This window comes from Chryseobacterium culicis, from assembly GCF_002979755.1.
Lineage (GTDB): Bacteria > Bacteroidota > Bacteroidia > Flavobacteriales > Weeksellaceae > Chryseobacterium > Chryseobacterium culicis_A.
Genome location: NZ_PCPP01000006.1, coordinates 22,418 through 44,818, shown reverse-complemented (window position 1 = coordinate 44,818; position 22,401 = coordinate 22,418). Strand labels below are relative to the sequence as shown.

Genomic DNA, 22,401 nt, shown 5'->3' with positions numbered 1-22,401 from the left:
CATCCATGAAATATTCAGAAGGAATTAAGAGATCACTTCCATTCGGGTATCTTTTTCTCGTTATAATGGGAATTTTAAAAGAAAGTGTCTTCTACTATCAGATCAATATTAATATTCTAAAATATTCAACAATAATGGATATTCTGATAAGCCCGATTGCTACTTTAACGGCTCATCCGGTTATCCTGATTGCCCTGATTGTTATCGTCGTATTTTCATTTGCTTTTCCCTCTTTTTTATCCAAACAGGCCAATAAAAATAAACGTTGGGCATTCCAGATGGCATCTCTCAAAGGACATGAAAATATGAGCAAAGAGGCTATTGAGAATCATTTTACCAATATGTTTGTGAAATTTCTCGCCATGATGCTACTGTCTTTCTTTGTGGGAATAGGTTGGGGTGAAGGACTTGGGCTCACCAGAAAGATAAGGGAGAACAAGCTTAAATATGACTATAAATTAAACTATGGGGATGATAGCTTTGAGCAGGTGCATCTGATAGGATCGAACAGCATGTATTATATTTATCTGGCAAAAGGAAATAAAACGATAAAAATAGCACCGTTGGGCTCCATAAAGAGTATTGAGCTGACCAATAATAAAAAATTAAGCGACAATTAGAAAGCATACTTCATAAAAAAAGCTTCAGAAATAGAATCTGAAGCTTTTTATTTATTTTGTTAAATCAAGACCGCCGAAATTTCCGGAACTCATCATTAAATAAACACCGTTTGTTTTATCTAATGTATTCCAGTAGGCGTGAAGATCTTCAGCATTTGTGAAAACTCTTAATTTTTCATTTTTGAATTTTTCCTTGATAAACTCAGGAGAAATAGGTTCTATTCTCTTGATCTTCAAAGCATCTTCAGAATAGAAAACAATGGCTTCTTCCAGACCATCCATGGCGTGGTCATATTGTTCAAGGAAAGCCGGATTTAAGCTGGAATAGGTATGAAGTTCCAGAAATCCATATTTCTTATCATTTTTAAATTGCTCTGCAAATGCTTTTACAGCAGCCTTTACCTTGCTTGGTGCATGCGCAAAGTCTTTGTATAATATTCCTTTATCTTCTCTTTCTACTTTTTCAAGACGTTTCGATGCTCCTTTGAAACTCATAATCGCCTCATAGAAATCTTCATCCATAATGCCAAGCTGTCGGCAGATATGTCTTGCTCCTTCAAGGTTCAATAGGTTGTGGGCTCCAAAAACAGAAAGCGGAACATCTCCCATTTCGGTTTTTAAATATACTTTACCATTATTGATTTCGTATTCAGGAGTTTTATAAGGGATTTTTCTGAAATAGTTCTCTGCATTTTCCACTACTTTTACTACTTCCGGATCTTCTTCGTTGTATACCAAAACTCCTCCGGCAGTAATACTTGCCACAAACTTTCTGAACTGATCGATATAATCATCAAAGGTTTTGAATACATTGATATGATCCCATGCGATGCCGCTCATTAAAGCGATGTTCGGCTGATACAGTAAAAATTTTGAACGAAGATCGATAGGAGAAGAAAGGTATTCATCACCTTCCAATACCATGAAATCATTATCCTGAGTCAGTTTTACCATACAGTCGAATCCTTCAAGCTGAGCTCCTACCATGAAATCCACATCTTTCTGATGGAAATTCAACACGTGAAGAATCATTGAAGTAATGGTAGTTTTACCATGTGATCCTGCAATGACTACTCTTGTTTTGTTTTTAGACTGTTCGTACAGAAATTCAGGATAAGAATATATTTTCAGTCCCAGTTCTTTTGCTCTTGCCAACTCTGGATTATCCTGATGGGCATGCATTCCAAGAATAACTGCATCAATATCCTGAGTGATTTTTTCCGGGAACCAGCCCATTTCCTGAGGCAGAATTCCTTTCTTTTCCAATCGGGATTTCGAAGGTTCAAAAATAGCGTCATCAGAACCTGTCACCTGATATCCTTTGTCTTTTAATGCAATCGCAAGATTATGCATGGCGCTTCCGCCAATGGCAATGAAGTGGGTTTTCAATTGTATTTACTGTTTTTTAACATTAGTAGTAATGATCTGCTGGAAAGCCTCAATAATATTGTTCCAGTTGGTCTGGTAATTCGGAATAATCATACTGGCATCCGTTTTACTGCCTTCATTAGGACCTTTCTTGATATTGATGGACGTGGAAATATTGTCGTACAATTTTTTGCGGTCTTCCTGTATCCTTCTGAAATTATTCTGAGAAAGAACCTGATCCAGTTTCTTTAAATCTTCATCAGAAATTTTAAAATCCTGTTTGTATTTCTTTCCCTGTCCTTCAAAAGAGTAGTGTACAGTATTCCCTTTTATAAGCAGGTTTTCATAAACTGGAGCATAGCCTCCGCTTTTCGAATAGCTGATATCAAAATCCGAATATATCTTTTGGCTGTTGCATGAAACTAATACTATGATTGCGAATAAGATTCCAAGTATTTTGTTCATAATTTTTAATTTACTTTAATTATTTGAGTCCTTTTGTTCTAATTTTTTAGCTTTAAGTTCTTCATCATAACTGTGTAATACATTGAAGTCTTCTGTCTGCTCAATGGCAGTCATAATCTTCAATAAAATTTCCGGTGCTTTTTCATTATCATAATCAATATCCAAAGGCGCTTTAAATTCCATCGTAGGTTTTACACCGGTTACCTTTACGCGGAGTCCTTTTTTATCAAAAGCTCTTCTGAAGCCATTTATTTTGATTGGAATCACAATGGGGCGTTGGTTTTTTACCAGTTTGGCAGTTCCTCTTCGTCCCTGTGCAAAAGCCGATGTAGTTCCTTGAGGGAAAGTCGCTACCCAGCCATTGTCCAATGCTTTCATAATATTATCTACCTCACTCATATCTACCATTCTGTTGACATTCTTCCCTTCAGCTCTCCATGTTCTTTTTACCGTTACAGCGCCTGCAATTTTGAATATCTTGGGAAGAATACCTTTGTTCATGGTTTCTTCAGCCGCTACATAGTAAAAATCAATCTTTGGATTCAGTAGATAGATCGGGTTTTTTATCGTATTTAAATATCCGTTATTTACAGCACAGAAGGCATGATACATGGCCGCCACATCTGCAAAATAGGTCTGATGGTTGGATACAAAAAGTACGTTAGAGTCCGGAAGATCCACAAGGTGTTCTGTACCGGTTATTTTTAACTTATTAAAGCCGTTGAATCTTCTGTATGATACAACTCCTAAAATAAAAATAATAAACCTTTTCAAAAAATAAGGGGTTCCGAATGCATCGGTGAAAATATTTTTTTTCGCCATCTCTCAATTAAACACGGTAGTGCAAAGTTACATTTTTTTCAGCAACTGACTGAATTCACTTAATATCATTGCTGTAGCACCCCAGATGATGTATCCGTTGAAATTAATCACCGGAACGTCATGTCCGCCTGCACTGGGCAGAGCCATAATTTCCGGGGTATCCGACAGGTTTAAAAAGGAAGTGATGGGAAATTCTATGGTTTCCACAGCTTCCGTCTGCTGAAGAACAAAGGCCGGGTTCTTTTTTGTATAAGAAATGTAGGGATATACATAGAAATTGCTTGGCGGAATATAAATAGGAGACATTTCTCTGATGATCCTTACATAATGTTTATCTATTCCGATTTCTTCAGAGGTTTCCCGAACCGCCGTTTCAGCAAAATCACTGTCCATCTCCTCACGCTTCCCCCCAGGCAGGGATATCTGCCCGCTGTGTCTGTCGTGTTCATTAATGGTTCTTTGAATCAAGGGAAAATACCACTCGTTGTCTTTCAGATATAAAACAATATTGACAGCTGCAAATTTGGGATTTTTTGACAATACTTCATCATAAGTGAAAACGGGACGGTAGGGAGGCGAGAATACTCCATGTGCGTGCTCACCGGGAAGTTCCACGCTTTTTATTTTTCTCAATAAATCTTTTCCAAAATTTTCCATAGCTCAAATTTAGCAATATATCTTGAAGAAATAAGTGCCTTAACATTAATTAACCTATGGGAAAGACTGCATTGTAAGCGGAAATTTTTGCTTCTTAAACCCAATGATATATCGTTAATGATAAAACAGAACATATTTCAACTTTTAAGCGTTAATTTTTAATTCAAAATTGATTTTCGGTTGTGTAAATAAATTTGAGCAATAGTTTCTACCAAAAGCTTAAAACCCTGTACTGTGATGTTTTAAAAATATAAAATCCCGGATTTATTCAGAAAAAATCATCATTGAAGAAAAATCAATATTCACTACTGATAGATTTGATTGAAAATCAACAAGTTGTGATGGGGTTTTCCCGTAACGGTAAATAATGACCTGTCGAACTGGAAACCGTGATTTTCAAAATTTACACTTTGATGGTGGTTTTTCATTTTGTCGGGGAAGCTACCTTTGCCTTACTATTAACCAATTAATTTTTACTAAGATGAAAAATTTACTTACAGGTGTACTTACACTATTCGCAATGAGTTTCGGATTCGCACAATTCAATATTGATGTGACTACTCAAACAGGAAACTTAAATGTTGCTACAGTAGACCAGACAGGTCTTTTGAACATCAATTCTCTAACACAAACAGGGAATCGTAATATGGCAGATATTGACCAGGTAGGAATTTTAAATGTCAATAATGCACAAAGTATCGGAAACAGAAACTCTATAGATGTGGATCAGGTGGGTATTGGAAACTCAAATGAAGTGATGCAGTTAGGAAACAGAAACTCTGCTTCAACATGGCAGCTTGGAGTACTTAACTCTACAGAACAAACTCAGATCGGAAGAAGAAATGAAGCTTCTTCGGTACAGGTTGGATTAGGTAACTCTGTCCTTCAATATCAGGATGGAAGAAGAAATGACGCTTCTGCTATCCAGGTAGGTATTGGGAATGATGCTTATCAAATTCAGCTGGGAAGAAGAAATGATGCCAGCGCCCTTCAGATAGGTGCTAATAATGTTCTTGTTCAGTATCAGGATGGTAATGATAACAGCGCTACTCATGCTCAAGCCGGAACAGGTAATATTGCCGCTTCAGTTCAGGTAGGAGATGATAACACCTCTGTAGGATTACAGGTAGGTAATGCCAACCAACTTTATCAATTCCAGATAGGAGATTCTAACACTGCTATTGACCTTCAGATGGGTAACGGTAACTTTACCTGGGTAGCACAAAGCGGTGATGGCCATATCCATGTTGGAACTCAGATGGGTAATGGAAACTCTATGATTGTGAATCAGTCGAATTAAGCCCTATAACAAAATACTGTAAATCTTAGAAATTGTAAAGGAGAAACTGCAGTGTTTCTCCTTTTTCACCTTCGATTTTCTCCGATTTGTTATTCATGTAATTTTAATAAAATAGGCTATGTTTAACTTGAGATGGAGTGTTTTGGCTCTTTTCACAATGTTGCCACTACATGCACAGGAAATAGACTGGGATAAGGTAAACAGCAATACAATCTTTAATCTTATAGCCAGACAGCAGACTGATCAGAGTTCTTATGGATCCGATATCATTCAGATAGGAGATTATAACAATGCCGAACTTTCCCTTAACGCCCGAACGAATATTTTAGTAAAACAGCTGGGAGATTTCAATACCCTATATTTTATCAATTCATTTACAGATAAAGAAACAAAAGCTGCTATTACTGCACAGGGAAACAATAATATTATTGATGTTACAGGAAGCAACAGTATTTCGGATGGAATTCAGATTAATGTAAAGGGAGATAATAAAACAGTCTTCATGAGAAATTATTAAAACACAGATGATGAAACTTTTATATTCCCTTAGCTTGGGTACTTTTTTTAGCTTCCTGTCTGTATGGACATATGGACAGGAAGATAAGAAAGTAAACGCCAGGATAGAGAGCAGTCTCCTTGAAAACCAGGTCAGGTTAAAAGCAGTTGTAGTTAATAACACTGCAGTGTATAAAGAACTGAATTACCTTTTGGTTTCTATTAAAAAAGGAAATGGTGGAAATCTCTCCAACAACCAGCAGAGTGGTAAATTTTCCGTCAATCCCAATGAAGTAAAGGTATTATCGGAAATCAATGTGAATCTCGAATCAAAAGATGCTCTTAAAGCCTTCCTTTATATCAGGGATGAAGAAACCCAGAAGCTGATTGCCAAAGACAGTCTGGAACTGAACAGCGACCTTTTTAAAAAAAAAACAGCTAAGATAGAAGAAGATGCTGCTTACGAGCTCAGAGGACTTACTATTGATGAGACGAAAACCAAGGTGGGAAAAGACTTTTATGACATGTTTTACATGCAGTACAGTCAGCTTCCTGATAAGAGCAGCAGCGTTATTACCATTACAGAGCTCCCTCTTCGTGGAACAAGTGGTCAGATTACTATTCAGATGGAAGATAAAATTATTTACAGTTTTATAACCAATCCGTCAGAAGATTATTTAAAAGAACAGTTGAGCTACAGCTTAAAATATATCAAAGAATTTAATGCCAAGAAAAATCTTATAAAAAATGAATTCATCTATTAAAAATGTCCGCCATGAAAACCTTTATCATTATTTTGACCTTTATTGCGGGTATTTTCTACGGAAAATCTCAGCAGCTCGTCTATAAGCCGGTAAATCCAGCTTTTGGAGGAGATACATTCAATTACCAGTGGCTTTTAAGCTCTGCTAATGCACAAAACCCATTTGATGAAAAAAATGATTACAGCGACTTGCTGGATCGTGTGAATTCCCTTGATAGTTTTACCCAGAGTCTTAACAGACAGATCCTCAGTGAGCTTTCAAGAAAACTGTTTGATGAACAGTTTGGTGATGGAAACATAAAACCCGGAAATTACCTCTTCGGATCCCTTTATCTACAAATTACCAATACTAATCAGGGACTTTTAATCAATATTTTGGATACCAGTAATGGCGATCAGTCCGAGATCGTAATTCCGAAATAGGAAATAACTAAAAATAAACTTACCATGACAACCTACACTTATACCAGAATCTTTTTCTGCACCTTCCTGCTATGCATTCTGCAGGCCTGTAGTTCAATATTTGGTTTACCTTCGGATCCCGAAAAACCAACAATGGGAGAGGTTACTTCTTCCACCGCAGAATTAAAAAATCTTCCCCTTCCCAAAGAGAAGATTGTAATAGGAGTCTACAAATTCAGAGACCAGACCGGCCAGTATAAACCATCTGAAAATGGAAATAACTGGAGTACGGCAGTTCCTCAGGGAACCACTACCATTCTCATAAAAGCCTTAGAAGACAGCCGCTGGTTTATTCCTATTGAAAGGGAAAATATCGCGAATCTTCTCAATGAAAGACAGATCATCCGTTCCACCAGACAGGAATATATCAAGGATGCAGACAAAAACAATCAATCACTTCCTCCTCTTTTATACGCTGGGATTCTTCTCGAAGGCGGCGTTATTTCTTATGACAGCAATATTCTGACCGGAGGACTTGGAGCAAGATATTTCGGTATCGGGGCTTCCACACAGTACCGCCAGGACAGAATTACCATCTACCTTCGCGCTGTCTCTACGCTTAACGGAGAAATTCTTAAAACGGTTTATACTTCTAAAACCATTCTCTCAACCAGTGTTAACGGAAGTTTTTTCAGATATATTGATACGGAAAGACTACTGGAGGCTGAAGTAGGGCTTACTCAAAATGAACCCGTTCAGCTCGCTGTAACAGAAGCTATCGAAAAAGCTGTAAAAGCCCTCATTGTAGAAGGAATCAGAGACAAAATATGGGGGAAAGCAATAGATGACAATGGCGGCTATCAAAGTTTAATCAATGAATACAACAGAGAACAGGAGCAAAATAACGGCAGAGTTGTTGGAGGCAGATATCCGCAGGATTACAGACAAAAAGTATCCGTATTTGCGAATGTTGAAGGACAGAAAGTGAAAGATGACTATGTAGGTCCTAAAATGAATGTGGGAGGAAAAATAGGATTCAAATACTTCCTTACTCCTTATCTGAATATGGAACTGAATGCAAGTTATTTTACCCTTGAAAACTCAAATATTGTGAAAAGAAACTACTTCGGTCCTGAAGTGAATCTGGAATACATACTTTTCCCGAAATACAGATTCAGTCCCTTCTTATATGGAGGAGCAGGAGCGATGTATTCAAAATATAAACCCCAATATAAAGCACAATTCGGTGGTGGTCTGGAATATATGATCAGCAAGAATTTCTCACTGAGAGCCTCTGCCCAATATGATCTTGGCTTCAAAGACGACTGGGAAGGCCTTGTAAATGGAAAAAGGAAAGATCAGGCTTTGCGCTTTGGAATAGGAATCAACTTTTACTTCGGAAACAAATAAAAACACGAACTATGAAAACTATAATTAAAATACTCAGCATATTCATCTTTGCTTTTTGTCTGTTTTCATGTAATGAAGACCTTGTAGAACAGGCTCAAACAGGAATGTTAAAAGGAAAAGTCGTAAAAAGAGGTAGCAATGTGCCGCTTTCTAATGTGAAGATATTTACCAATCCTACGACACAAACGGTGTTCAGCGGTACAGATGGTTCATTTGAAATCGCTGCCATGCCGGTAGGGAATTATTCTCTAAAAGCAGAACTTTCAGGATATATTACAAGCTTTCAGTCAGTCAATATACAAAATCAAAATCAGGTAGTAACGGTAGTTTTTGAGATGGATGATGATACTTCATTGAATTCTCCTCCCGCTACACCACAGTTGCTAAGTCCGATAGATAACGCAGTAAATCAACCTTTGAGCGTCGAATTAACCTGGAGCGCAACAGATCCCGATACAGCAGATGTATTAAGATACAGTCTGACAATTAAAAATAATCTTGACACTAATGTGATTCAGGTTAATGATTTGACAGCAAACCACTATACGCTTTCAAATCTGAAGTTTGGTGTAAGTTACTTCTGGCAGGTGTCTGTTTCGGACGGCATTCACCAGCCAGTTTTAAGCTCTATCAGTAAATTTACCACCAATACAGTTCCCGCTAACAGGTATCATTATACTCAAAAACAAAATGGAAACTTTGTGATCATTTCCAGTGATGACCAGGGAAATAACTTCCAGTTTACCAATTCTTCCTACAACAGCTGGCGACCCCGCAAAAACAATAATGCAGGTCTCATTGCATTCCTTCGTACAGAAGGTGGAAGTACCCATATTTATACCGCAAATCCGGATGGTTCCAATCCTTTTAAAGTAACTACAGTTGCTGTTGCAGGCTTTAATAATTATGAAATGGATTTTGCATGGAGTACAAATGGTAAGGAACTTATTTATTCCAACTTTAATAAACTCTATAGAATTAATAAGGATGGAAGCGGCTTGAGCTTAGTATACACCACTCCGGACGGAAGTATGATCTCCGAATGTGACTGGAGCTACGACGGTAGTAAAATAGCATTGAAAACCAATGATTATAACGGATATAATACTAAAATTTATGTGATAGACATTAACGGAAGCGTTCTTAAAACGGTATTGTCTGGTACTGTAGGTGCCAGTGGAGGTTTGAACTTTTCTGTAGATGGACAGCTTCTTCTGTTTACCCGTGATGTCTCAGGATACCTGGATGGAAGTGGAAATTACCGCCAGCTGGATTCACATATCTTTGTCTATAATCTTGTTACAGATGCCGTGAGTGATATTTCTGCAGAAAGCGAAAAAGTGATGGGAACCAATGATCTTGATCCAAGATTCTCACCAAACAATGCCCAGATTATCTTCATGAATACCTCCAATGATAATATTTCGCAGAAAAGTGTAATGGTCATTGACCTCAATAGTACGATGACAGATCTTACAAGGGCAACACTTTTCAGCAATGGAGAAATGCCGGATTATGAATAAGATAAAAAGTTCAATATTCAATATTTAAAGTTGATAAAGTTCAAAGTCCAAGGTTTTAGTTTAAAAGTTGGGGCATGAGATAAGCATCTGAGCTGTTTAGATATAATAGTAAGGTTAAAGTAAAATAAGCTTTTTCATTTTTCACTATCTGATCTCTGCCTCGCTTTTTTATCTTAGTTGATTTTGAATCATGTAATAATAAATATTTGTCTGAAGGATTATGGAAATTGGGTTCAGACATAAAAAATTCCAGACTTTGCAAAGCCTGGAATTTTTGTGTGATTCATAGAAGTCTTTCAGTCGATGATGTGATTTTCTATCGCATATTTTACGATTCCGACTGAGTTTTTCGCATTGAGTTTCAAAAGAATTCTTTTTCGGTGTGTTTCTACCGTATTGATACTAATAAATAATTTTTCAGAGATATCTTTACTGCTGCATCCGTCACATATGAGTTTGAGAATTTCCATTTCGCGACGGGTGAGAGGTTCTTTGATGTGAGGATTGGGTTTTCCCTGTTCACTGCTGATAAAATTGATCATTCTTTCCTTGGCATGGTCACAGATATAGATCTCATTAAGAAGTAAAACATTGATGGATTTAAGAAACTCATCATAGGTGCAGTTTTTATCCAGATAAGCTTTAATACCTTTGTTGAAGAGTTTTCGGATATCAATCACATCATAAGAGCTGCCAATGATCGTAATCTTGGTATTTTTATGTTGTGAAATAATACTCTCCACCAACTTGCAGATTTCCGTAAGCATAAGCATATTGGAGCTCATAACAAGCATTTCCGGAGGTTCTTCTTTTAAATGTTTGGAGAGGTTTTCTAAAGAATTACAAATATCTATTGTGCTGAAAATTTTGCTTTGTGTAAGCAGTCTTGATAAGCCTTCTGTATAGAGCATAGGTTCATCAAAAATGGTCAATCTTGGTTTCATCATGGTTTGTTTTATTTATATAAAAATAGGAAAAAAACTTTACATTTTGAATAAAATTGTTAAAAATTTTCAATTTATTGTGTTTTTATTAATAGTAAAACGTTATTTTTATTGATTTTTTATTAAATAATTCTCTTTTTGTGGAGTTTTTTAGAGTTATTTCTGTTAAAACATAGTGTTCATCATTGTTTTTGAATGAGAATCTTAATGGTTTTTGGATTTAACTAACATTACGGGGATATGCTTTACCGGAAAATTAACTGAATTGGCAATGAAACAATATTCGTTCGCTTTATGATGAAGCTGCTCTGCTTTTTCTACCATAGATTCTTCTGCAACAGTTACCGTAGGATGCAAAGTTACCTCTGTAAAATGACCGCTTCCACTGGCTGTTTCTGCCATGATACCTGTTGCTTCATCAGTATACTCTGTAACAATAATACCTGCTTCAGAACAGAAATGAAGATACCAAAGCATATGACAGGAAGAGAGGGAGGATAAAAACATCTCTTCAGGATTATGCTTCGTTTTGTCGCCACGGAAAGCAGGATCTGATGAACCTTCGATAACAGCTTTATTTTCCACTGAAATGGTATGGCTTCTTTCATAGTCTCTATAACCGCTGGTTCCTGTTCCCTGGTTTCCTGTCCATTGAATGGTGATTTTGTAATGGTGATTTTTCATAGATAAAAGATAAAAGATAAAAGATAAAAGATAAAAGATGTTGTTAAAATTCAATAGGGGTGGGCTTTAGCCCAGCCTATACATACAAAAACATCCATTGGCTTTAGCCAAAACTTAAATTGTCAATAATATTCTATACTTATAAATATAAAACAAAAAAACCTCCAGTACAACTGAAGGTTTTAAATTTTGTCTTAATTAGAAAATTCTATCAATTCTTCTTTTTTGGAATTGTAGATTTTATATTCTAAATATTTAAAAGAATCCCTTGGAACAATGGTTACCCATTTTTTGTATTTGATAAACCATTTCATCTGGATACTTTTGATGCCTTTTGTAAGGTAGGCTTCCACAAATGGGTGTACATGCAGGTAGATTTTTCCTTTTTCTTTCTGCAAAATGTTTCTTAAGGTTTCACCCATTCTTTCCACGATAACAATAGGAGCTACAATTTCTCCGTCTTTGTTCGGGTTTTCTTCTTTGGTGTCGATCTGTTTTTCCGGACGGTTTCTTTGTCTGGTGATTTGGATCAGTCCAAATTTACTTGGAGGAAGGATTTTGTGGCGAGCTTTATCGCGCTTCATTTCCTCTTTAAGATGCTCGTAGAGATCTCTTCGGTGATCAGAATTGGGCATATCTATGAAATCGATAACAATGATTCCTCCCATATCGCGGAGGCGAAGTTGTCTTGCGATTTCAGTAGCGGCCATTTTGTTCACTCTTAGCGCATGTTCTTTGTTGACAGCAGTTCCGGTAGTAATATTATTTCCGGAGTTGACGTCTACAACGTGAAGTGCTTCTGTGTGTTCAATAACAAGATAGGCTCCTTTAGAACTTGGAATGTTTACGTGTTTTCCGAAGCTCTGTTTAAGCTGTTTTTCAACATTGTAATATTCCAGAAGAGGAATATGAGAATCATAAAACTGGACAATATTTTTCTTTTCAGGAGCAATTACTTCTACGTAATTTTTCATTTCGTTTACCATTTGCTCATCATCGCAGATGATATTCACGAAATCCTGATTAAAATTGTCTCTTAAAATAGCTGAAGCTTTGTCTTCTTCGCTTAAAACTTTAGACGGAACTTTATTTCTCTGGATGTTTTTGAAAGTACTTTCCCATTTCTGAACCAGCTGGTTCATATCATTATGAAGGTCGGCTACTTTTTTTCCTTCCGCTACCGTTCTGATAATAACTCCGAATCCTTCAGGCTTAATGCTGTCGATAAGGGTTCTTAGTCTTTCTTTTTCCTCAGAACTTCTGATCTTTTTGGAAATAGAAACTTTGTTGTCGAAAGGAATTAAAACCAGAAAACGTCCTGTTAATGAAATCTGGGTAGAAATTCTTGGACCTTTGGTAGAAATAGGTTCTTTGGTAATTTGTAACAGAACCAAGTCATCCTTGGCAATTACTTTGTCTATAGTTCCGTTTTTGTCTATTTCGGGTTGTATCTCGAAATTCTTTAAGCTCGAAGTGCTTTGTTTTTTAGAAATAGTATCTTTTAAAAACTTTCTGTACGTAAGATACTGAGGTCCCAGATCCTGATAATGCAGAAATGCATCTTTGTCATATCCGATATTGACGAATGCTGCATTCAGATTGGGGGCTAGTTTTTTTACTTTTCCTATAAACAGATCTCCAACTATAAAATCGCTTTTGTCTTCTTGCTCATGAAGTTCACATAGTCTTCCGTCTTCCAGCAGCGCAATCTTTGTAAGATCATCTTCATGCGAAACTATTAGTTCTTTCTTCATTTTTTAATAAGATAAAATTGTTAAGATTATAGGAAGTGGATGTTTTTACTGATTAATTCATCTATTAAATATAAGGATTTTGAATGAAAACCATTATATGTTTATTAAAATAATATTTGAAACCCTCCGTTTTCCGCGGAATCTTATAGTTGCAAACAAAAATATAGTTAGTGAACTTTAAAAATTTAAATCCACCAACTATATTATTATATTGTAAATCTCGAGAAAAAGAGATTATTTTTTCTTATGTCTGTTTGCTCTTCTTCTTTTCTTTCTTTTGTGAGTAGCAACCTTGTGTCTTTTTCTTTTCTTTCCGCTTGGCATAATTTTAATTTTTTAGTAACTAGTTAATATTCAGTTAATGTTCTTATTTTACTGCAACTTTAGTTTTTACTTTCTCAACAAAAGATTTTGAAGGTTTGAAAGCAGGAATGTTATGAGCAGGAATCTCAATTGCAGTGTTTTTAGAAATATTTCTTCCTGTTTTAGCAGCTCTTGTTTTAATGATAAAAGATCCAAAACCTCTTAGATAAACGTTATCCCCATTATACATAGAAGTTCTGATCTCCTGCATAAAAGCTTCTACAACTTTCTGTGTTTCATTCTTTTCTGTTCCCAACTTATTTGAGATGGTGTTTACCAATTCTGCCTTTGTCATTTCCTTATTTTAATTTTAAATTTTAGGTGTGCAAATTTAGTTAAAAAAATTGAATACTAGCAAATTAGTGGCAAAATATTTTTATTCAAAGAGTTGGACTTTTTATGTATACACTATATTAAGGCAGGCTTGTGATAATTTAACAATAAAATAATGTTACCGGATAAAGGTACAAAAATTTAACGAACAAAACTTAATAAAAGCTGATTATAACAGGTTCTGCAGGGTTTTTAAGTCTTTGTCATTACATTTTGAGATCACCTTGTCGGTCCCATCCATTACCCGAAATTGAAATTTTTTAACGGGAATCAGAATTTTTTATAAACTGGAATTATAATATCCGTTTTCTACACAAAAACGGATAAGGTGAAGCTTGGTTTTTAGTCCCAGCTTTTCTGTAAGTCTGTTAATGTAAGTATCAATTGTTCTGGTGCTCAGATTAAGTTTTTCAGCAATTTCTTTATTGCTGAACCCCTCATAACAGAACCTCATAAGCTGTATCTCCGCTGGTGAAAGCTCTTCCTGTCCTTTCTTCTGTCTGTCCATATATTCCTGAACGGCAAGTGGCTGCTGCTCCCATTCTTTGGAATAAGCCTGATAGTCAAAATCTTCAGAGGCTATGCTTCCTTTAATAATATCCTTTATAATCGTACTTTTTTTCTGACAATAATAGATGTTGGGAATTTTGGAAAGGATTTCGGCCATATCTTCCTGATAAGTGCCGGAATAGGTAATAATAGGGGTTTCTGTATTGTTTTTCCTGATGTACTTAATGGCTTCAATTCCACTTAATACCGGCATGAAGAGTTCTATAATGAAAACATCTTCCTGTCTTCTGTAGATTCTGTTTACCAGCTCATGTCCATTGTTACAATCATTCAGAAGCATATAGAAAGGATTTTCCATGAGTGTTTTGATCATTATTTTTTTAAAATAAAAATCACTGTCTGCAATGGAAAAACGTACGGTATTAGATAATATTTTACTCATTCTTAATATCGATTTGGCGAATGATATTTAAAATTTAGAGGTCTAATTTATGAAAAACTTATCAAAGTGAAAATTAATATTAATTTAATCAGGGTTTTCACGAAACGCACCTGGGGGAAATTACGTATTGTGCATAAAATTTTTTTTTTATATTTTCACAGGCCAAACAAATCGCAAATTATGTCTTCTAACAGGGAAAAAAAATTAAACAAATCTGACGTCAGAACGGGCATTTGGAAGTTTATTCTGTCATTTGTCGTTTTGTCGGTTGTATCTTTTGCTTGCTTATTTCTCTTCTTTAAGAGTTATGATATACAGCGGGAAGGGATTAGCCGCGAAGCTGAAGCCTACAAAGAACTGATGCTTCGAAGTGACGTGCTTAAGGATCACATTGATGATATTTACGATAAAATGAACCAGCTTAGCATTAATAAGGTGGAGAATGAGGTGTTTCTCAGAACCAGTATTATGGATAACGTGAGAGATGCCAAAAATATTATGGGTAAAGACAGTGTGCAGAGCTTTAAACATTATGCTGTACTGATGAAGCAGATTGTACCGATGATGACTTTAAAAGCTAAGATCATTGAAGTGGAATATCAGAAGAAAACCGTTTTAAGGGATCTTGATGAATGTATGGGAAAAATCAAAGTGACGAATAATGAGCTTAGAAAAGATCCCACGAGAAATTTCACCGGAAGTAAAAGAAGAAGATAAAAAGAAAAGATATGCAAGGACAAATCACATTATCTAAGAAAGAAAGGCATTATCAGTTTTTTTATTTAATACTGATGCTGGTGACTGCCATGTTATTTTTGGGAGTCATCTTTTTAAAAGGATTTGAATCTCCCTTTTCTGATGAAGATGTAAGAGGAATTCAGAATCTTGAACAGAAAGCCGAATTTGAACAGCACCAGAAAGTTGTTCTTCCTATCATGGACAGTACATATACCATGATTACCAAGCTGACCAATGACGGGCCGCAGCCTTTTATCGAAAACAATATTCAGCTGGGGGTGAATGACCTTAACAGCTATTTTAATAACACGGACGTTGTGGATATCCGTAAAGATGCCTATCCGCAGATCGCCAAATTCTATAAAATGTACTTTGATGACAAAAAAGTCATTTCAACAACCTCTGAAGACATTAAAATTTTCCAGAAGCAGGTAGATGAATGCAGAATCGGATTTAAAGATAAGCAGAATAAGCTCTATCAGCGCGAGCAGGATCTGAAAGCAAGAATGCAGTAAGCAAATAAATACTAGGAATTTTATATAAAACACATCACAATTATTAACTATGAATTATTTTCAAAAGAACAAGAAAAACATTATTATCGGTGTTATTGCAACATTGCTGATCGCAGCACTGGTTGCTCTGTGGCTGCAGAAAAAAGTAATACACTCAGCCGATGATATTGTTGGGGTGGTTTATCCGTCTTCACTGGCGGTAGGAGACACGCTTTTATTCGAAGATAAAACCCAGTTTGCCAAAACCAAAAGATGGAATTTCGGAGATGGGACAACTTCTGATAAAAACAGCGGTATTCACTTCTATAATAAACCAGGATATTATCAGGTGATTTTGATCGTTGACAATAAGTACACGAAATCTTTCCCTGTAATGGTAGGCGCAAGAAGCGTTCAGAAACCAAAAGATACGGCAATGTCTAAGACCACTATCGAAGCCGTTACTCAGGCGATGCAAAATGAGAATGTAACATTCCGTGCCATTTCTGACGCCAAACAGTTTGCATGGAAATTCGGAGAATCAGGAAATACAGATGCTAAGGATAAATTCACCATCTATTCCTATAAAAAACCTGGAGAATATCTGGTAACCCTTTACACAGAACAAAGCCAGGATCCTATCTATCACCGCATTAAAATTCTTCCGGCTTATGATGCTCTTGCAGAAGATGAAGTTTCAGTAGAAGACTCTTATGCAAAAGTAGACAACGACTTTAAATATCATTTGCAGCAGATTGCTAACGGGAACAGTTTCAACATGCACTACAATTACCTGTTGAAAACCTATCTGTGTAACAATGAAAATACAGTGGTAAAAGTAAATGACAGCAAAGTAAATAACTTTTACATGTATTGTGCAGGACTTCAGTTTGACAAAAATACGGTGATCCAGACAGTAAAAGTAAACCTGGATGATACGCAGAACTGTGTAACTAAAGTAGATATCAATCAAAGCAAATAATTTCGTCCGGTCTTACGGATGTGCCAATCATAAAAAGATTAAATAGGATGAAAAATAAATTTCCTCTAGCAGCATATTATATAGGGTTAACAGTATTATTGACGAGTTGCCAGGTAAAACTGCCGTCAAAGAAAACCCCGGAGCCTTCACAGTATGGGCAGGTGGATGCTTCCCCTGTCGTTAACGGTTATCCAAAAAAGTCAGTTCCATGGATTGTTATTTCAGACAGATCAAGAAATACGGCTTATTTGGATAAAGATGATGAGAAGTCTTACAAAGAAGTAAAATTCCTTGAACCTTTAATGGTTTTAAAACATAGAGACGGAATGGTAAAAGTAGCGGAGTATGTTCCGGATGCTTTAATGAAAAAGGTTTCATCAAAATCAGTCAAAACATATGGCTGGATTCCGGAATCAGACCTTCTTCTTTGGAATAACGCTTTAAAAAGTGACAAAACAGGTTATCCTGTAAGAGTGGCAGTAGTACCCAATAACAGCGAAGTCATCAGAAGTGCTGAAAGATACTACAAAAATGACTCTATTATGGTGTTTAATTCACCGAGTCTTATTGAAACAGCCAATGTAAAAATTCCTAACGGACAAATTGTATACGTATACAAAATGGCCGAAAACAACAAACGTTTCCTGGTAGGTAAAAAACCGTCTGTTGATATGGACAGTATCAACAAAGGACTTTATGGTTGGGTAAGTTCAAATGTAATTTCCAGCTGGGGAGAACGTTCTGCTATCAAGCTTAAAAATACAACCGGAATTAACGATTCGGCACTGGGAATTCATGAAGGACATCCTGGTGGATCTGCTTCAGATGCAGATAATAAAACAGCCGTTCTTCTTACCGACGTAAACAAAAGAACACCGCTGGAAAATATCTTTCCTGTAAATCTTCCTTTAGAAGAAACTCCAACTCCTGATTCCAAGACAAAATATTTCACCAATATTTTAGATTACAGTAAGAACTTTGTGTCCAATGTATTGGGTGAGCCCATCTATTTTGACCGTTACAGAGAGATCACTGAAAGAGATAAAAATATCAATATTGTTTTTGCATTAGACGTAAGTGCTGCCAACGCACCTTATGCCCCTATCGTAAAATCTTTATTGCAGGATCTTCAGCTTAGATTTGAAAAACCATCTTATTTTAGTAATGTTAAATATGGAGTGGTTCTATACAAAAACAATCCTTGTGGAGAGAATATTTCAGTATCCAACTTAAGTACAGATTACAGCAAAATCACGTCATTTATTGATCAGAAAACAAATGAAATGAACTGCGCAAGCAATAATGGTTACCAACCGGTAGGAGAGGCTCTTACTGCTGCAGGAAACCTTCTTTCAAATGTTTCTGATGAAACCAATATTGTAGTCACTGTAGGAACTTCTGCCAACCAAAGCGGAAATATGTACAGTGTAATCAGCTCGCTGACACAAGCTCAGGCAAGGTTGATTATGTTCCAGACCAGCGCAAGATCATCCGATACCTACAATGATTTTGTATTGATGGCTGAAAATGTAGTGACCAATACGGCTAAAAATATTGCTGAACTTAAAAAACAAAAGATCATCAATCAATATGATGTTCTTACCAAAAATAATTTCAGCCTTGTGGAAGGTGATGCAGGTTTCTTCTCTTTAGCTTATCCTAAACAGAGTATGTCTCAGGGCTTTGTCATTTTCCCTAAAAAAGGTGATATTACCACTCCGGGATTCCTGAAAAAATCTGTTGACAGCCTTATTGCACAGGTTACTTTAGATAATCAGACGGTTGATAAATCATTGAATGAATATTTCCATTCATCAGTAGGAGCAGGAAGAACAGATGTAGATTTAAAGTATAAATATCTGTATCCAGGACTTACTAATCCTGTTTCTGCCGGAATTGCCGCTCAGTTGATCAACTATGGAAGCCCATTCCTTGTGAAAGGGTATATTCCAAAAGAGCTGAAAGAGTTTACACCGGGAATAGAAAAGGGAATCCTTATTTCAGAATCGGAATATGATAACTTAAAAGCTTTCTACTCGGAAGTTTACAGAAATACTCAGGCTGACCGTGCAGACTTTAATCAGGCAAGAGCCGTGAAAGAATATGTGAAGCTGTTGAAGAAATATAATCCTACGATAAAATTCTTAGATAAGGGAGCGCTTTATGAGCTGCCAATGTCTTATGCTATCGGAATGAGTACAGGATTTGATCTTTCTGAAGAAGAGCTGATGGCTAAATATAAACTGAAAGGTTGGAAAAAATCCAAAATCGTTCCTAGTGAGACGGTGAAAAATTATTTCCAGCACTATAAAAACTTAGCAGACAGAATGCTTGCCAACAGAAATAACCCTGCTGTAAAAATTCAACAGAACGGGCAGACTTTCTACTGGCTTAATGAATACTTTACCCCATCAAGAATTCCGACAGAACAACCGGAATACACAAAACATTAAGAAATTCATTTTATGATATCAAAAGCAGGAGTATATACTTCTGCTTTTTTTTGTGCTGTAAAGTGAGGCAGTATATATTAATTAATTTTAAACCTTAAATTTTGAGCCCAAAACTCTATTTATTTCTCTTTCATGTGGAAAAATATTTTTTATCTAAAAATAGAGATATAATTTAAAATACTGTATTAATGGTTGTTATAGTAGTGTTCGTAAATCAATTGTCGTAGAATTACGACAACAAATCGTAGAACTACTACAATTTTGCAGATTTATAGGGAAAAGTTTTTTTTAGCAGAAAAGAGCCTCTATATTTGCTAACACAATCACCACATCACAAAATATTACTAACGATTAAATTTACTAATCATGGCCGAAAGAAATTCAAGAGGAATCTTAAAATTTAACAACGGGCAAGGGCAAAAGCTGTTAAAAATGAATTACAGCGTTTCCAGATCTACGGACGTTTCAGGACGTGTAGCATCGGATCCTTCTAACGCACTGATCAAGGTTACAGTAGAAGCTACTGAAAAATCAGACATCCTTGAAAGCTTGTTAAATGGTAAATACAAGCCGACAGTAGGTGAGATCACTTTCAACAAATCTCACGAAGAAGGAACACTGATTACGCTGAACTGGCAGAACGGATATGTAATCCAGCATCAGGTAGACTTTGATGCCATCGACAGCAACAGTATGTTGATCACCTTTGTCATAAGTGCTGAAACTATTGACTACGGTACTTCTCAATACGCTGGGCTATGGCCATCCAGCTAAAATTTACACACATTATCAACATTCATAAGAAAGAAGACTGTCCCTATTTAAGACGGTCTTTTTTTGCCTGAATGAAAAACGATACAAAGGATTTTTGTTTTATAAAAGGCTTATATAGTGCCTGTTATATAAAATAGTATTATCTTTAAAACAAACACAAACACAAAGCATATGAAAACCGAATCGAAACCAAAAGGATCTTCCTTCCGTCCGTCACAGAATGCAGACGGAATATCCGAGAATCATCATGCAGGCATCAATCGCCTGGTTAAGTTGTCACTGGTTATAGAAGGTAAAATTATTAAGTACTATAAACATTTCACTCTTAAACAAAAAGCAAATCATCATCACGAATTCAGTCTTACCCTTGCTCACGATGCATTGGGGGACAGGCAGAGCCATACTCTTGAAGAAGCCAATAAATTTCTTGGAAAACGCCTTACAGCTGTTATTTCTTACAAAGATATTGAGAAGAGCCCGGAAAGGAATTTCATTGGAATCATTACCAAAGTAGGTTTCAGCCAGGAGAAAATGAGTCTTGGGAATATTGTCCTCTCCGGATACAGTCCAACCATTTTACTGGATGGTGCTCCACACATTCAAAGCTTTGGCGGCGGACAACCCGTTAATATGGGAATCATAGCCAAAGAAGTAATAAAACAGGGAATAGATAAAGAACGATTCGATATAAGAGTTGATACCAATGATTATTCTCAGATCATTTACAGCAGCCAATATAACGAAACCCATTACAATTACCTGGCGAGAATGGCAGAAGCTTATGGGGAACAATTCTATTATGATGGAGAAGTATTGCACTTCGGGAAACTTCCGCCACAGAATAAACCTATAAAACTGCTCTACGGAAGCAATGCAGATAACATCAGAGTAGAACTGAAAGCGGTACATACAAAACCCCAATATTATGGCTATAACAGTAGTAAAAACGAAAAACTGACTTCCGGAGAAACTCCGGTAAATCATTTAGGTGATCTTGCCCGTACAGCGTACAGCCACAACGATAAAATATATAAAACTCCGGCGCTTCAGGTTGCTCCCATTAAAGCAACCACCCATCTGGATGTGGAACATTCCCAAAGAAGCACTTCAGGAAGTGAAGCGGTCAATGTATTTTCAGTTTCCGGTTCTACAACGGTCCCTTTCTTACATCCGGGCTGTGTTGCGGATATTCATATGAGAAAACCCGATAGTAATGAAACTTCCTATTTCACCAAGGTGATGGTAACGGAAGCTGTTCATGAAATTGATACCATCGGTCATTATACAGGAACTTTTGAATCTATTGCTGCAGACACAGGATTTCTGCCCAAACCTGAATTTACTGTACCCGCTGCACAGCCACAAATTGCAACGGTAATTTCTAACATCGATCCGGAAGGCCAGGGAAGAGTTCAGGTAAGATTCGACTGGCAGATGAATGATACTACTCACTTTGTTAGGGTAATGAGCCCTGATGCAGGAGGAACAGATCAGATCACTCAAAACAGAGGATATGTAGCTATTCCTGAAGTAGGAGATCAGGTGATGGTTAATTTCGTACATAGTCATCCCGACAGACCTTTTGTAATGGGAGGAATGTTTCATGGAGGAATAGGCCTTGGCGGCGGCGCAGACAACCGTATAAAATCTATCCAAACGAGAAGCGGTCACCGAATTGTTTTCACAGAAGACGAAAGCATCATTATTACAGATAAGAGTGGTAATGAGATTCATCTGGATACAACAGGAAGTAATATTAATATCACGGCACCGGAAACTATGACTCTGAACTGTAAGAATATGAATATCAATGTGGGGGAGAATATGACAACAACGGTGGGAATGAATAAATCGGACAGTATTGGATTAAATAATACCGAGACTGTGGGAGCTATGAAACTTACTTCGGTCATAGGAAATGTAAGTACATTCATTACGGGTAAGCTTACTGAGATTATTGAAGGAGACGTACACAGTGAAACTAAGAAGGAAAGAAATGAGATTTCGGAAAAGGAAATTAACATTACCTCCAATGCTTCCATCAATAAACACGCCCAGCAGGAAGTACAGAACAACAGCGGAGAGAGATCTAAAGCCTATTAATT

22 protein-coding genes are annotated in these 22,401 nt (G+C 36.5%); 13 read left to right on the top strand and 9 right to left on the bottom strand.

Features of this window, described 5'->3' with window-relative positions:
• The first annotated feature begins 5 nt into the window (after nt 1-5).
• The gene (locus tag CQ022_RS21120) at nt 6-620 is read left to right on the top strand and encodes a hypothetical protein (RefSeq protein WP_105684449.1); all 615 of its coding nucleotides are present in this window, start codon (nt 6-8) and stop codon (nt 618-620) included.
• 51 nt (nt 621-671) lie between these two features.
• On the opposite strand, the gene CQ022_RS21115 is transcribed toward CQ022_RS21120, so the two are convergent.
• Genes CQ022_RS21115 through CQ022_RS21100 form a run of 4 tightly spaced genes read right to left on the bottom strand, consistent with a single transcriptional unit; the run spans nt 672 to nt 3,932 of the window.
• Nucleotides 672-2,009 carry a UDP-N-acetylmuramate--L-alanine ligase gene (locus CQ022_RS21115; protein WP_105684448.1) on the bottom strand — a complete coding sequence of 446 codons (1,338 nt, stop codon included), beginning with the start codon at nt 2,007-2,009 and terminating at the stop codon, nt 672-674.
• Nucleotides 2,010-2,015: 6 nt separating this feature from the next.
• Nucleotides 2,016-2,453, bottom strand: a complete 438-nt coding sequence (locus tag CQ022_RS21110) for a hypothetical protein (RefSeq protein ID WP_105684447.1) — start codon at nt 2,451-2,453, stop codon at nt 2,016-2,018.
• 15 nt (nt 2,454-2,468) lie between these two features.
• Nucleotides 2,469-3,275 carry a lysophospholipid acyltransferase family protein gene (locus CQ022_RS21105; protein WP_105684446.1) on the bottom strand — a complete coding sequence of 269 codons (807 nt, stop codon included), beginning with the start codon at nt 3,273-3,275 and terminating at the stop codon, nt 2,469-2,471.
• Between the two features lie 27 nt (nt 3,276-3,302).
• Nucleotides 3,303-3,932, bottom strand: a complete 630-nt coding sequence (locus tag CQ022_RS21100; protein ID WP_105684445.1) for an NUDIX hydrolase — start codon at nt 3,930-3,932, stop codon at nt 3,303-3,305.
• 481 nt (nt 3,933-4,413) lie between these two features.
• On the opposite strand from CQ022_RS21100, the gene CQ022_RS21095 reads away from it, so the two are divergent.
• From CQ022_RS21095 to CQ022_RS21070, 6 genes are all read left to right on the top strand, one after another.
• The gene (locus CQ022_RS21095; protein ID WP_105684444.1) at nt 4,414-5,232 is read left to right on the top strand and encodes a hypothetical protein; all 819 of its coding nucleotides are present in this window, start codon (nt 4,414-4,416) and stop codon (nt 5,230-5,232) included.
• 118 nt (nt 5,233-5,350) lie between these two features.
• On the top strand, nt 5,351-5,749 hold the full coding sequence (locus tag CQ022_RS21090; protein WP_105684443.1) for a hypothetical protein: 399 nt from the start codon (nt 5,351-5,353) through the stop codon (nt 5,747-5,749).
• Nucleotides 5,750-5,756: 7 nt separating this feature from the next.
• The gene (locus CQ022_RS21085) at nt 5,757-6,491 is read left to right on the top strand and encodes a curli production assembly/transport protein CsgE (RefSeq protein ID WP_228421844.1); all 735 of its coding nucleotides are present in this window, start codon (nt 5,757-5,759) and stop codon (nt 6,489-6,491) included.
• Nucleotides 6,492-6,502: 11 nt separating this feature from the next.
• Complete coding sequence (locus tag CQ022_RS21080; protein ID WP_105684554.1) at nt 6,503-6,913, top strand: curli production assembly/transport component CsgF; 411 nt, start codon at nt 6,503-6,505, stop codon at nt 6,911-6,913.
• Nucleotides 6,914-6,937: 24 nt separating this feature from the next.
• A complete protein-coding gene (locus CQ022_RS21075; protein WP_105684442.1) occupies nt 6,938-8,302 on the top strand; it encodes a CsgG/HfaB family protein in 1,365 nt (454 codons plus the stop codon).
• 11 nt (nt 8,303-8,313) lie between these two features.
• Complete coding sequence (locus CQ022_RS21070) at nt 8,314-9,825, top strand: carboxypeptidase-like regulatory domain-containing protein (protein WP_105684441.1); 1,512 nt, start codon at nt 8,314-8,316, stop codon at nt 9,823-9,825.
• A gap of 296 nt (nt 9,826-10,121) precedes the next feature.
• Here CQ022_RS21070 and CQ022_RS21060 read toward each other — a convergent pair whose 3' ends face one another.
• From CQ022_RS21060 to CQ022_RS21040, 5 genes are all read right to left on the bottom strand, one after another.
• A complete protein-coding gene (locus CQ022_RS21060; RefSeq protein WP_228421842.1) occupies nt 10,122-10,772 on the bottom strand; it encodes a response regulator transcription factor in 651 nt (216 codons plus the stop codon).
• Between the two features lie 201 nt (nt 10,773-10,973).
• Nucleotides 10,974-11,453, bottom strand: a complete 480-nt coding sequence (locus CQ022_RS21055) for an OsmC family protein (RefSeq protein WP_105684439.1) — start codon at nt 11,451-11,453, stop codon at nt 10,974-10,976.
• Nucleotides 11,454-11,647: 194 nt separating this feature from the next.
• Entirely contained in the window at nt 11,648-13,207 is a 1,560-nt protein-coding gene (locus CQ022_RS21050) for a ribonuclease E/G (RefSeq protein ID WP_105684438.1), read from the bottom strand.
• 367 nt (nt 13,208-13,574) lie between these two features.
• Nucleotides 13,575-13,865, bottom strand: coding sequence for an HU family DNA-binding protein (locus tag CQ022_RS21045; protein ID WP_002984212.1), 291 nt, complete (start codon nt 13,863-13,865; stop codon nt 13,575-13,577).
• Between the two features lie 318 nt (nt 13,866-14,183).
• Nucleotides 14,184-14,855 carry a response regulator transcription factor gene (locus CQ022_RS21040; RefSeq protein WP_034697153.1) on the bottom strand — a complete coding sequence of 224 codons (672 nt, stop codon included), beginning with the start codon at nt 14,853-14,855 and terminating at the stop codon, nt 14,184-14,186.
• 180 nt (nt 14,856-15,035) lie between these two features.
• Here CQ022_RS21040 and tssO point away from each other — a divergent pair, with 180 nt between their 5' ends.
• The 6 genes from tssO (at nt 15,036) to CQ022_RS21010 (ending at nt 22,399) form a co-directional block, all read left to right on the top strand.
• Nucleotides 15,036-15,572, top strand: a complete 537-nt coding sequence (gene tssO / locus CQ022_RS21035) for a type VI secretion system TssO (RefSeq protein WP_105684437.1) — start codon at nt 15,036-15,038, stop codon at nt 15,570-15,572.
• An 11-nt stretch (nt 15,573-15,583) separates the two neighbouring features.
• Nucleotides 15,584-16,108, top strand: a complete 525-nt coding sequence (locus CQ022_RS21030; RefSeq protein ID WP_105684436.1) for a type VI secretion system transmembrane protein TssO — start codon at nt 15,584-15,586, stop codon at nt 16,106-16,108.
• A 49-nt stretch (nt 16,109-16,157) separates the two neighbouring features.
• Complete coding sequence (locus CQ022_RS21025; protein ID WP_105684435.1) at nt 16,158-17,069, top strand: PKD domain-containing protein; 912 nt, start codon at nt 16,158-16,160, stop codon at nt 17,067-17,069.
• Between the two features lie 47 nt (nt 17,070-17,116).
• The gene (tssR, locus tag CQ022_RS21020; RefSeq protein ID WP_105684434.1) at nt 17,117-19,522 is read left to right on the top strand and encodes a type VI secretion system protein TssR domain-containing protein; all 2,406 of its coding nucleotides are present in this window, start codon (nt 17,117-17,119) and stop codon (nt 19,520-19,522) included.
• A gap of 366 nt (nt 19,523-19,888) precedes the next feature.
• A complete protein-coding gene (tssD, locus tag CQ022_RS21015; RefSeq protein ID WP_105684433.1) occupies nt 19,889-20,296 on the top strand; it encodes a type VI secretion system tube protein TssD in 408 nt (135 codons plus the stop codon).
• A gap of 171 nt (nt 20,297-20,467) precedes the next feature.
• Nucleotides 20,468-22,399, top strand: coding sequence for a type VI secretion system Vgr family protein (locus CQ022_RS21010; protein WP_105684432.1), 1,932 nt, complete (start codon nt 20,468-20,470; stop codon nt 22,397-22,399).
• The last annotated feature ends 2 nt before the right edge of the window (nt 22,400-22,401 follow it).

Coding starts and splice junctions, on each gene's coding strand:
- CQ022_RS21120 (WP_105684449.1), top strand. CDS start 6: ATGAAATATTCAGAAGGAATTAAGAGATCACTTCCATTCGGGTATCTT.
- CQ022_RS21110 (WP_105684447.1), bottom strand. CDS start 2,453: ATGAACAAAATACTTGGAATCTTATTCGCAATCATAGTATTAGTTTCA.
- CQ022_RS21105 (WP_105684446.1), bottom strand. CDS start 3,275: ATGGCGAAAAAAAATATTTTCACCGATGCATTCGGAACCCCTTATTTT.
- CQ022_RS21100 (WP_105684445.1), bottom strand. CDS start 3,932: ATGGAAAATTTTGGAAAAGATTTATTGAGAAAAATAAAAAGCGTGGAA.
- CQ022_RS21095 (WP_105684444.1), top strand. CDS start 4,414: ATGAAAAATTTACTTACAGGTGTACTTACACTATTCGCAATGAGTTTC.
- CQ022_RS21090 (WP_105684443.1), top strand. CDS start 5,351: ATGTTTAACTTGAGATGGAGTGTTTTGGCTCTTTTCACAATGTTGCCA.
- CQ022_RS21085 (WP_228421844.1), top strand. CDS start 5,757: ATGATGAAACTTTTATATTCCCTTAGCTTGGGTACTTTTTTTAGCTTC.
- CQ022_RS21080 (WP_105684554.1), top strand. CDS start 6,503: ATGAAAACCTTTATCATTATTTTGACCTTTATTGCGGGTATTTTCTAC.
- CQ022_RS21075 (WP_105684442.1), top strand. CDS start 6,938: ATGACAACCTACACTTATACCAGAATCTTTTTCTGCACCTTCCTGCTA.
- CQ022_RS21070 (WP_105684441.1), top strand. CDS start 8,314: ATGAAAACTATAATTAAAATACTCAGCATATTCATCTTTGCTTTTTGT.
- CQ022_RS21060 (WP_228421842.1), bottom strand. CDS start 10,772: ATGATGAAACCAAGATTGACCATTTTTGATGAACCTATGCTCTATACA.
- CQ022_RS21055 (WP_105684439.1), bottom strand. CDS start 11,453: ATGAAAAATCACCATTACAAAATCACCATTCAATGGACAGGAAACCAG.
- CQ022_RS21050 (WP_105684438.1), bottom strand. CDS start 13,207: ATGAAGAAAGAACTAATAGTTTCGCATGAAGATGATCTTACAAAGATT.
- CQ022_RS21045 (WP_002984212.1), bottom strand. CDS start 13,865: ATGACAAAGGCAGAATTGGTAAACACCATCTCAAATAAGTTGGGAACA.
- CQ022_RS21040 (WP_034697153.1), bottom strand. CDS start 14,855: ATGAGTAAAATATTATCTAATACCGTACGTTTTTCCATTGCAGACAGT.
- tssO (WP_105684437.1), top strand. CDS start 15,036: ATGTCTTCTAACAGGGAAAAAAAATTAAACAAATCTGACGTCAGAACG.
- CQ022_RS21030 (WP_105684436.1), top strand. CDS start 15,584: ATGCAAGGACAAATCACATTATCTAAGAAAGAAAGGCATTATCAGTTT.
- CQ022_RS21025 (WP_105684435.1), top strand. CDS start 16,158: ATGAATTATTTTCAAAAGAACAAGAAAAACATTATTATCGGTGTTATT.
- tssR (WP_105684434.1), top strand. CDS start 17,117: ATGAAAAATAAATTTCCTCTAGCAGCATATTATATAGGGTTAACAGTA.
- tssD (WP_105684433.1), top strand. CDS start 19,889: ATGGCCGAAAGAAATTCAAGAGGAATCTTAAAATTTAACAACGGGCAA.
- CQ022_RS21010 (WP_105684432.1), top strand. CDS start 20,468: ATGAAAACCGAATCGAAACCAAAAGGATCTTCCTTCCGTCCGTCACAG.